This window comes from Acidithiobacillus sp. TH-A36 (assembly GCF_057473445.1).
In genome coordinates, this window is the sequence record NZ_JBYCKP010000582.1 from 1 (window position 1) to 10,800 (window position 10,800).

Below are 10,800 nucleotides of genomic sequence, written 5' to 3' on the forward strand. Positions count from 1 at the left end.
CGATTCTTACCGGTTCAAAAAACGTCGCAGCCACCCCCTCTAAAACTGGTCAAAAATAGACGCTGTTACCTGGTCATTTTTAAACGCTGTTTGACACAATAAGATCGTCGCGCAGGTCCGATTGACTTTTCTCAAGGAGCTCCACGGCAAGGCGCATACGCGTGAGTGGTGTACGCAGGTCGTGGGAAACCCCCACCAGCACCAATTCCCGCTCATCAATCAACGCATCAATTTCCGTAACAAGACGGTTGAAACGCTCAATCAACTGACGGATATCACGCGGTCCTCGCGCAATCAACGTGGATTTTTTTTCACCGTGCCGGAATTTTTCCAGGCGGTCGACCAGACGAATCAGGGGACGCGTACTCTGGCGCGCGGCCAAGAAACCACCGATCAAAGAGACCAGCAGAATCGCTAACAATTGGATCCAAGGCAGCGATTTAGGAATGGCTTCGCGTATAGGCAACTTTACTTCTACAGCACGTGGCCCAGCCCAGAACAAGCGGATAACATGTTGTGCGGGGTCGGCCTCAATACGCACACTCGACCCCAGGATGCCCCTTAAATTTTGTGAGACCTGAATCAGGAATGGATTCGGCTGAGGTTGCGGCACAGGAAATTTGTCAGGATGACTAATGGGCATGTGCACACATTCGTCCGCCCCAGCGTCGAGAACGGATATGCAATCTCTTGTGCCGCCGTACTGGAAAAGAAAAAGCAACGGCGCATCAAAACCCCAGGATCTCATTCGATGAATCAATGGCTCACTATTCTGTGAGCCAAAAATCAGGCACGCACCAGGCAGGGGCATATTTTTTAGGAGGAGGACCATACACCGCCGTTTTGTTCAGATGACGGAGGTCAAAGCCTCTATCCCGTAAATAGTCTGCGAGCAGCGCGGATTGGATATCTGTACAATTCACCAGCCAGAGTAATGGGTTCATTACACCACCATCCTTTCTGTCATTGAAACCCAAATTGCCTGTATGGACTGCTAGAAGAAAACGCATGCACGCGCTGTTTTTGCGCCGACGAGAGCAGCGCATCCAACTTTGTGGTCACTCGCGCCACTATCTGACCAATCATTTGGCGATCCTGCTCCAAGGCCCGGGAAAGGTCTGGAATATCCTGTTCGTGATTTCCGGTGGTAATCGCTTTGTGTAGGGCTGCACCATGTAAGAGTGACCGCTGAAACTGCCGACGATCTTGATGCTTCACTTTGCGTCCAGCCGAATGACTGGATAGCCGTAAGAACAAGTTCCGTATGACGCAGTAACATGATTTGCCCCCTTGCGTGAAAGAGTCACCAGCAGATTCCTGCGAGAATCTCTGGAAAGCATCATAGCTGCGGCAGAAGGCGATTCTACAGTGAGAAGATGTTAAGGATTGTAAATTTCAACAGTTAACTGCGGCGGCATATTTCCAACATCTTTTTGATAAACAATAGATAACTTCAACACTGACCCTCCATCCATTTACATTCGTTCATAATTCAGCGGGTCAGGAAGTCTGCACAGACAGGGTTAAAGCCACTAGTATAGCCTCGAGTTGCATAAAGGGGATGCCGTGACTTCGATACAAATTCTACGGATCATGATGGGGACCACCCTGTGCTGCTGGGGCTTGGCCGCCAGTGCCGCGCCGTTGGATACGTTTTTTTCAGATCCGTTTGACACGCAGGCCTGGCTGAGCTCGGGAACAGGGGCCGCCTGGAGTGATCATGCCCTCAAGCTTCCCACCGCCACCCGACCGAATAATGTGCATTTCACCCATCGGATGACCCTTGCCCAACTGACCGCTTATGCTCTGCGTCATAATCCTGCTACCGAGGTGGCCTATGCCAATCTCCAAGCTTCAGCGGTGGGATTGGGTGTGACTACTTCGGGATATTTACCGACCCTGACCCTCACCAGTTCGGCAAATCGTTCTCAGCAAAACAGCACGGCAGGGTTTGCCATACCCGCCTTGAATGCGGACTCTACGAGTCTGAGCCTCAGTTATGTTTTGCTGGATTTTGGTGCACGTGCGGCCCAACGCAACGCTGCAAAGGCCCAGTTATTTATATCTGGCTTCGATAACAACCTCGCTCTACAAAATGTCTCCCTTTCGGTCACTCAAAATTATTATCAATTGATCGGGGAACAAGCCTTGGTACGCGCCTATCAACAGACGGTTGCAGAAGACCTCGCCAGCCTGAATACGGCCACTATTCAACAGAAATCAGGCATGGCCACGATCAGTGATGTACTGCAAGCCAAAGCGGCACTGGCCCAGGCAAAAGCCGAACTGATTTCGGCGCGGGCTCAGGTCCGTTCGGATAAGGGTGCCCTGGCTGAATCCTGTGGCTTGCTGGCAAACAATCCAATACCGCTTCAACCATTGAACCCCCAGGTGCTTCCACCAATCGTTACCCCTGCCGTACAAACCTTGATTCACTATGCGATCAGTCACAATGCTTCTGTTTCTGCCGATGCGGCCCAGATTCTTGCAGACCGTGCGGACGTCCAGTCTGATCAGGCGGTGGGCTTACCGACACTGAGCCTGGGGGTCAGCGGCGGTAAGCGGTTCCAGAATCAGTTATCTCCTTCGCAAAACTGGTCCATCGGCGTTACCCTCACCGTCCCCATTTTCTCTGGTTTCAAAGACAGCTATCAGGTAGAAGAAGCACGCTCCCAAGTCAACAGTGCACAGGCCAGTTTGAACGAAGAAGCGCAAACGGTTTCTCTCACTGTTTATCAAGACTATCAGACAGTGTTGGGCGCACGCGAGGCCGCTCAGGCCGCGCAACTGGCTGTAGCCAGTGCCCAGGCTTCACTGAAAGCTGTTCGGGCGCAATATAAAGTAGGATTGGCCACCATGGTGGATTTACTGACGGCTCAAGCAACGCTGACCACGGCGCAACAAACCCAGATTCAGGACATTACGACCGGCTACATTGATCTGGCCAATCTGGCCAATGCGTTGGGTTACATAGAAATTCCGCACGATCTGACATCCTTGCAGGATCAATCATGAAAATCATTCATCTCACGCGTAATCGCGCCACGCTTCTTGCCACCCCCTCATTGCGTTGGCTTCGACAGAGTGCTTTTGTGGTACTGGGACTGGTCATTGTGACCAATCTTTCCGGTTGCCAGGAAGCCCACCACCGCAAGGTTCCCGCTCTTCCTGTAGAGGTAGCATCGGTGATCCAAGGGAATCTGCCCATCACCGTGGATACGCTGGGTCAGGCTGTGCCTATACACAGCGTAACCGTGACGCCGCAAGTGAGTGGTACCCTACAGGCAGTCTATGTACATTCCGGACAATGGGTCACCCGAGGGCAGCCTTTATTTTTAATCAATCCTGCCATGTATTCTGCCGAAGTGGCTCAGGATAAAGGGAATCTGCAAGGGGAAATGGCCCAGGCGCACTATGATGCGCTTCAGGTCCAGGCTTATAAGCCGCTCATCGCCAAAAATTACGTGACCATGCAGACCTATCAGGAAGCGGTGGCCTCCGCAGAGACGGCCAATGCGACCGTAGCTGCGGATCAGGCAGCCCTCCAACAGGCGGAACTGAATCTTTCCTATACGCGGATCAATGCCCCCATTTCCGGGCAGGTCGGCCTGTTGACCATCAAATCGGGGAATCTGGTCGCGGCCAACAGCACTACCCTGACGACCATCAATCAAACCCAGCCTATCAAAGCGCAATTCAGTCTTCCGGAAAAAAACCTTGGAGATTTGCGCGCTGCGTTGAAGAGTAAGGCCGATACCGTCCAGGTATGGAATGAAGATCAACAGAAACTTCTCGGTCATGGCCCGATCACCGCTATCGATAACAGCGTCAGTTCAAGCTCCGGGACAGTGACGGTTCAGGCCACCATGCCGAATCTGGAGAATGCCATCTGGTCAGGTGAGTATCTGCAGGTCGTCTTTACTAAAAAACGCTTACACGATGCTTTATTGATTCCTTCGCTTGCCCTGCAGGAAGGCGAATCTGGGCCTTTTGTCTACGTGATTCGGCAAGGTAAAGCAGTCATGCAACCCGTCACTTTTTTGGGCCAAAATAAAGGCCAGACAGCCATTTCTGGGACTATTCACGTAGGCACCCAAGTCATTGTAGGCGCACCCGCACGCTTGCGACCCAATGCGTCCGTACGCGCTATTTCCTCCACCACTAAGGCTGCATCAAGGACCCCGAAAAAATCCGGGGGTACGGCATGAATCTCTCCGAACCGTTCATCCGTCGGCCCGTAGCGACGACGGTACTCGCATTAGCCATTGTGATCCTGGGGATTTTTGGCTATCTGCAATTACCTTCCGCTTTGCTCCCCAATGTGAGTTTTCCAACGGTATTGGTGACAGCATCTCTGCCTGGTGCGAGTCCGCAAACCATGTCCAGTGCCGTAGCGACCCCGCTTGAACGGCAATTTTCGAGTATTCCCGGATTGACGGCGATGAGTTCAACCAGCCAAAACGGGTCTACCCGGATTATCCTGCAGTTCTCCCTCAACGAGTCAGCCGCTGAGGCCACTCAGGACGTTTCCGATGCGGTCTCGCAGGCAGAACATTTTTTGCCTCCGGGGATGCCGGAACCACCGCTGGTCAAAAACATCAACCCGACCGCAACACCGATCATGTATATCGGTCTGTCAGCGGCCAATATGCCGCTGTACGATTTGGATAAATATGCGGAAACGAAAGTAGCCACTTCTTTATCCACGGTTCCGGGCGTTGCCGATGTCGAAGTATTCGGTGCACAAACCTATGCCGTGCGCATTTACGCGAATCCCTTTGCTCTTGCGGCACGTGGGCTCAGCTTGAATACCGTGGAGTCCGCGATTAAATCGGCCAATGTGGACTTGCCAGAAGGGACGCTTGAGGGCGGCAAAGTGAATTTTGCTGCGCAGGTACATGGGCAGCTGCATACGGCCAAAGCTTTCAATCATCTGATTCTGGCGTACGCAGGGGGGCAACCCATTCCTCTCAGCGCGGTAGCCAAGGCGCAAAACAGCACGCAGTACAATCTGCAAAAAACCTGGATTAATGGTTCTCCCGGCATCGTTCTGGCGGTTGTTCGTCAGCCCGGTAGTAACACGGTGGCTATTTCGCAGGGGATCCGGAAGATGCTGCCGTCCTTGATGGCATCTGCCCCCGGCGGTGCGCATCTTTCGGTTGTTTTTGACAACGCCGATTATATCAGGGCAGCTATCGAAGACGTGGTTTTTACCTTATTGCTGGCCAGCCTGCTCGTCGCTGGCGTGATGTGGTTATTTTTACGCAGGGCTACGGCTACTCTGATAGGTGCACTGGCTATCCCCTTGTCATTGTTGGCTACTTTTCTGGTCATGATGTTATTGGGCTATAGCCTCAATACCCTGACCTTGCTGGCACTGACCCTGTCTGTAGGCTTTGTGGTCGATGATGCGGTGGTCATGCTGGAAAATATCAATCGCCATCTGGAACGGGGAACCTCTGCCATGCAGGCCGCCTTGGACGGCTCTCGGGAGATCAGTTTTACCGTCATGGCTATGACTCTTTCTTTAGCCATCATCTTTCTGCCATTAATCCTGATGGGTGGTTTTATCGGGCATCTGTTTGCGGCCTTCGGCGTTACAATTGCTGTGGTGATTCTGCTGTCCGGCCTGATTGCATTGACCGTTACCCCCATGTTAGCCAGTCGTTTTTTGCATCGGGGTGCTGCGGAAGACCGGGACCAACAAAGCCGGTTTGAACGAGGATTCTCACGAAGCCGTGATTTTTATATCCGCAGCTTGCGCAAGGCGCTGCAACACCGTAACTGGTTACTGGGTGTCGCAGGATTGATGCTCCTGGGCAGTGTAGGGTTGGCTCTGATCGTACCCAAAAGTTTTATCCCCAATGAAAACAATGGTTCCTTTTTTGCCAGTATTCAGTATCCCACCGGCATGTCCTTTGCCGAACTGGCGGCGGAGCAGAAAAAAATTGAGGCAGTTGTTTTGCGAAATTCCAGCGTGCAATCGGTTATCTCTTCGGCCGGACAGGGTGCTGGAGCCTTTGGCGGAAGCAATTCTGGTCGCCTGATTGTACGCCTCAAATCCGGAGATTCCGGGAAAACCGATGCCGTTATCGCCTCTCTACGCAAGGCAACCCGCCAGTTTTCCAATACCGAAATATTTTTCCAGCAACCGGCAGCTATTCAGGTCGGACCTATTTCCTCAAATGCGCAATATCAATATGTCCTCCAGGGACAGGATTGGAACACCCTGGATACCGCTACACACAATCTGGTGACTGCGTTGCGCAAAAACACCCTGATTCAATCAGCCAATAGTGATTTACAAACCAACAATCCACAAGTTTCCATCACGATCAATCGTCCCCGGGCGATAGCGATGGGGGTGACAGCGCAATCTATCGAACAGACCTTGGCACTGGCTTATGGGGGACAGGAAGTAGGGACTATTTACGGAAATTCGAACCAATATGAAGTGATTTTCGAATTGTCTCCAAAATATCAGCAAAATATTAATGCATTATCTTCATTGAGTGTGCCGGGAAGCGGTGGCACCCTGGTACCATTGTCTGCAGTGGCCAATTTTACCTATGACGCAGGCCCACTCAGCCTGGAACAGTACAATGGACTACCCTCCACGACCATTTCCTTCAATCTGGCTCCGGGTGCCAGTCTGGGGACGGTGACCAAAGAGCTTGATGCCACCGCACAGCAGATATTGCCTGCAGGTGTTACAGGAGAATTTGGAGGTAGTGCATCCACCTTCGAGTCTGCATTCTCATCGCTGCCCCTGCTGCTGGTAGCCACCATTTTGCTGATCTATGTGGTGCTCGCCATATTATATGAACATTTTTTACATCCTTTCACTATTCTTTCGGCCTTACCTCTCGCAGGGTTTGGCGCGCTCTTGTCCCTGCTGGTTTTTCATCAGCCACTCGATTTATATAGTTTTGTCGGGATCATCATGCTCATGGGGCTCGTCAAGAAAAATGGCATTATTCTTGTGGATTTTGCAGTCAGCCGGCGGCGCGAAGGAGAAAGTGCTTTAGATGCGATTGTGGATGCCTGTGCCGTGCGCTATCGCCCTATCATGATGACAACTTTCGCCGCTATTCTGGGTGTTCTCCCGATTGCCTTTGGCCTTGGGGCTGGGTCGGGTTCGCGCGTGCCCTTAGGCGTCGCGGTGGTTGGGGGGCTAGTGTTTTCACAATTTCTGACCCTCTACATCACTCCGGCTTTTTATCTCTGGATGGAGTCGTTTGGGGATCGGGTGAAACGTTGGTTAGGCATGCAGGCCCCTGAAAAAATGCCGGCTTTAGCACAGCCACAGGAAAGCTCAACACTCAAACTGTGAGCATTTAACCCCTGATGGTTTTGCCGTGGTATCTGTTACTCGATACCACGACACATTACCCAGATGAATTTTTATCAGTTTTGTACTTGGAGTCATCAATGCCTTTATCATACCCAACCTCATCTTCAGCGCTTTGGCCCAATTTTTATATGGTAGGTACCGTCAAGGGTGGGACAACCTCCCTTTATCGCCATCTTCAGCAGCATCCCGATGTTTTTTTACCGGCGTTCAAGGAACCCCATTTCTTTGCACAAATTCAGCCAAGAGCCAATCGTAAGCTCCTGATAGAATCTATTGAAGACGAGGCAGATTATCTCAAACTTTATCGCAGCGCCCTGAAATTTTCTGCCGTTGGGGATGCCAGCACTTCCAATCTCTGGTACCCCGAAGTGCCAGAGCGCATTCATCAAGTGGCACCCGATGCCAAAATCATTATCATGCTGCGTGATCCAGTAGCTCGCGCTCATTCCCATTATCTGATGGATTTTCGTGAGGGAATAGTTGATCAGCCGTTGAGTGTGGAATTACTGAAACGTGATTTTGAGCAACGCGAAAAAGGCTGGGGGATTTCGCGGATGTACGTGGACTTGGGCCTGTATGCGGATCCGGTACAACGCTACTTCCAAACCTTTGGCGCTTCCAATGTGCAGATTCTGCAATTCGATGAATTGGTTCGAGCTCCGGAAGATACCTTACAGCGCGTTGCCCAGCACCTGGGTATTGCTTTTGAACCGTTTTTACAGATGGATCTGAACACCGTACATAATGCTTACAAAGCCCCGCGTGGCAAGTGGTCCAGACGTTGCGCCGCGAGCCCGTTGGCCCGCTGGATTGGCTATCGGCTTATGCCTAGAAACCTGCAGTGGTGGTTATATCAGCACCTGATTTTAAAATCTTCTTCCAAACCGCAGCTGGATCCCGCAGTTCGTCACTATCTAGAGGGCATTTACGCAGCTGATGTCCTGAAACTGGAGTCCCTATTGAATCAGGAGCTGCCGTCATTGCGGGCTTCCTGGTCGATCAACGAGCCCATCAGCCATGCCTGAACTTGCCCTGAAATCAGAGGAGATATCTCCCACTACGCGCCGCGCAGTCTGCGTACTCGGTATGCACCGTAGCGGGACCAGTGCCATTGCCAAAGGTTTGGAATGTTGGGGTATCCATATGGGGGATGCTCTCATATCCCCAGGAATGGATAATCCACGCGGGTATTGGGAAGACGCACACATTGTTGCGATTAATCAGAAATTAATGCAGCGCTGTGATTTGGCATGGAACGATGTGCGTATCTTATCGGCTGAAGTTTTTCTTGATGGACGTCACGAGGACCTGACCGAACAAGCCTTCAAATTACTGGAACAAAGAATCGCTGTTTGGAATAACTGGGGATTCAAGGATCCCAGAACCTTGCGCACACTTCCTTTCTGGTTGCGTGTAGCGGATCTGGGAGGAATAGACATACAATTTGTTTTAGCCCTCAGGCACCCGATTTCCGTGGTGGCCTCTCTACAGACTCGCAATGGTATGGATGCCGTGCGCAGCCAATTGATGTGGTTAGCGCATTGGGTGCCTTTCCTGAACCTGCTGGAAAACCAAAAAATTGCCATCCTCCATTATGATCAGGTGTTAGAACATCCTGCACAGACGATGCAGCGCGCAGGAGAGCATCTTGGATTTGCGATTCATGCCGAGCGACTTCATACCTATAAGCATCACTTTTTGACTAGCAAATTGCGCCATCATCAGGCAGGGAATGATTCCCCAGAAAACCCACTCATCTTACCATTGGTACACAAAACGATGCAGGTGCTGGGAAACTGTGGTGTATCGCCCGATACCCAGTTTTGGCAGGCGTGGAAGCTTCTGCAAAATGAACATCAAAATTTATCCGGTATCCTGGACTTGATAGATCACGAAAGCGAACGACGGCGCAGACGCCGCACTTTCTGGTGGAAGATGACTCATGTCCACCGATAGCCTTCACCGAAAGTCATCCACCCAAACCTTTCTGCCGCCGGTTTATGTTATTACGCTTACTGAGGATATGGATCGCCGTAACCATGTAGAAGATTTACGAAGGAACGCCGGAATACCCATGAAAATTTTTCCGGCTATTACGCCTCGTACGAGAGACGCCTACCCGCCGATTTACGATGCGCGTTATCGACAATGGCATTATGGTTATGACCTGACCCCTGGAGAAGTGGGTTGTTTTTTGAGCCACCGTGCACTTTGGGAGCTTTGTGCACAATCACAAGATCCAGCATGGTGTATTTTGGAAGATGATGTAGAGTTGGATCCTGAATTTTCTGCCAAGCTACAATTGGCGTTGGCGCATGTGACAGACTGGGACGTACTCCGCCTGATGGCGGAACGCTATGATCGCAAAGGATTACCCTACAAAAAATTGGATGACACCGATACTTTGATGCATTACGTCAGGCCTGCTATGGGAACGGCCGCTTATCTGATTCGCCCAGCCGCTGCAAAACGCTTGCTGGCGTTCAGCACTCGAATGACCGAGCCCGTGGATAAGGTGCTGGATCAATATTGGCTTCATGGTTTACGTGTACTGGTTTTGGAGCCATTCGTTGTTCAAATCAGACAAGATTTACCTTCTGCCATTTCTTGCCGTGGCTGGGATGCCATGCGAAATGGTAAAAGGCCTCTCTGGCGTCGCCTGCAGCGCGATCTCCGTAATGGCGGAGATGCTCTCGCAGGGTTACTGTACAGTTTGAGGTATTTTCTGGGACTGTTTAGTCATTACTGAATGTTGTCTGCCAAACAGTGTCAGTGATTTTTAAATATAAAGCATCGAAACCTGGACGAGGCGAGATACTGGCGGGGCTAAAAAACGCTTCATGTTATCCAGCAGGACTCTGGTCAGCGTGTATAGATTTTTCTTTGCTCTGCTTTATGTCCTCCCGTAATAAATGCCGCTTGGGTGCAGGGGCCCGTGTGGCATCAATGATCTGAACTTCGATACTGGATGACTAAGGACAATTTGAACAAAATCTCTTATCATCATGCCCAAATATGCGCCCAAATTTTGCCCAAGTGAGGTTGGGAAAAAGGGGGATAATGCGGGAGTGGCAGCTTGGACAACTCGTTGTAAAAATTGGGCACAAAGGTGTATCTGTTTGATTAAAAAGGGGCTTAAAACTGATTTGTAGTCAGTGGGTCAGGGGTTCGATTCCTCTCGCCAGCACCAAATAAAACAGGCACTTAGCGAAATTTTCTGGGTGCTTTCATTTTTATGGGCTAACCCAGGGCTGATCTTGCGGGCTAACAGGATTGTTCCGAGACTTGCCGCAGTATATGAAATCCGCGCCTACAATAGCGTCAAAGGAATGGAGTTAAAACAACTGACATACGATGATAAACTCAATAGAGGCCATTGATAAAGTGATATCAGTCGCCCCCATGCTCGACTGGACTGACCGCCATTGTCGGCACTTTTTGCGGCT

Annotated in this window: 8 protein-coding genes; 7 read left to right on the plus strand and 1 reads right to left on the minus strand. The window is 51.0% G+C overall.

Translation table 11 applies throughout. From position 1 onward, the window contains the following. Positions 1–79: 79 nt before the first annotated feature. Positions 80–748 carry a histidine kinase dimerization/phospho-acceptor domain-containing protein gene (locus AC2VLY_RS14690; protein ID WP_486894253.1) on the minus strand — a complete coding sequence of 223 codons (669 nt, stop codon included), beginning with the start codon at positions 746–748 and terminating at the stop codon, positions 80–82. 260 nt (positions 749–1,008) lie between these two features. Between AC2VLY_RS14690 and AC2VLY_RS14695 the strand changes: the two genes are divergently transcribed. The 7 genes from AC2VLY_RS14695 (at position 1,009) to AC2VLY_RS14725 (ending at position 10,103) form a co-directional block, all read left to right on the plus strand. After that, the gene (locus AC2VLY_RS14695; RefSeq protein WP_486894251.1) at positions 1,009–1,164 is read left to right on the plus strand and encodes a hypothetical protein; all 156 of its coding nucleotides are present in this window, start codon (positions 1,009–1,011) and stop codon (positions 1,162–1,164) included. 402 nt (positions 1,165–1,566) lie between these two features. Beyond that, complete coding sequence (locus tag AC2VLY_RS14700) at positions 1,567–3,015, plus strand: TolC family protein (protein WP_486894249.1); 1,449 nt, start codon at positions 1,567–1,569, stop codon at positions 3,013–3,015. Continuing rightward, on the plus strand, positions 3,012–4,208 hold the full coding sequence (locus AC2VLY_RS14705) for an efflux RND transporter periplasmic adaptor subunit (protein WP_486894248.1): 1,197 nt from the start codon (positions 3,012–3,014) through the stop codon (positions 4,206–4,208). Before AC2VLY_RS14700 ends, AC2VLY_RS14705 begins: the two co-directional genes overlap by 4 nt. Then, entirely contained in the window at positions 4,205–7,333 is a 3,129-nt protein-coding gene (locus tag AC2VLY_RS14710; RefSeq protein WP_486894247.1) for an efflux RND transporter permease subunit, read from the plus strand. Before AC2VLY_RS14705 ends, AC2VLY_RS14710 begins: the two co-directional genes overlap by 4 nt. Positions 7,334–7,431: 98 nt before the next feature. Next, complete coding sequence (locus tag AC2VLY_RS14715) at positions 7,432–8,379, plus strand: sulfotransferase family protein (RefSeq protein WP_486894245.1); 948 nt, start codon at positions 7,432–7,434, stop codon at positions 8,377–8,379. After that, positions 8,372–9,310: a sulfotransferase family protein gene (locus AC2VLY_RS14720; protein WP_486894244.1), complete on the plus strand. Its 939-nt coding sequence runs from the start codon at positions 8,372–8,374 to the stop codon at positions 9,308–9,310. The genes AC2VLY_RS14715 and AC2VLY_RS14720 overlap by 8 nt, the downstream gene beginning before the upstream one ends. Continuing rightward, complete coding sequence (locus AC2VLY_RS14725) at positions 9,297–10,103, plus strand: glycosyltransferase family 25 protein (RefSeq protein ID WP_486894243.1); 807 nt, start codon at positions 9,297–9,299, stop codon at positions 10,101–10,103. Before AC2VLY_RS14720 ends, AC2VLY_RS14725 begins: the two co-directional genes overlap by 14 nt. Positions 10,104–10,800: the final 697 nt, after the last annotated feature.

Bases quoted from the DNA above. Each gene is read 5' to 3' on its own strand.
- AC2VLY_RS14710 (WP_486894247.1), top strand. From the start codon at position 4,205: ATGAATCTCTCCGAACCGTTCATCCGTCGGCCCGTAGCGACGACGGTA.
- AC2VLY_RS14720 (WP_486894244.1), top strand. From the start codon at position 8,372: ATGCCTGAACTTGCCCTGAAATCAGAGGAGATATCTCCCACTACGCGC.
- AC2VLY_RS14690 (WP_486894253.1), bottom strand. From the start codon at position 748: ATGAGATCCTGGGGTTTTGATGCGCCGTTGCTTTTTCTTTTCCAGTAC.
- AC2VLY_RS14705 (WP_486894248.1), top strand. From the start codon at position 3,012: ATGAAAATCATTCATCTCACGCGTAATCGCGCCACGCTTCTTGCCACC.
- AC2VLY_RS14695 (WP_486894251.1), top strand. From the start codon at position 1,009: ATGCACGCGCTGTTTTTGCGCCGACGAGAGCAGCGCATCCAACTTTGT.
- AC2VLY_RS14715 (WP_486894245.1), top strand. From the start codon at position 7,432: ATGCCTTTATCATACCCAACCTCATCTTCAGCGCTTTGGCCCAATTTT.
- AC2VLY_RS14725 (WP_486894243.1), top strand. From the start codon at position 9,297: ATGTCCACCGATAGCCTTCACCGAAAGTCATCCACCCAAACCTTTCTG.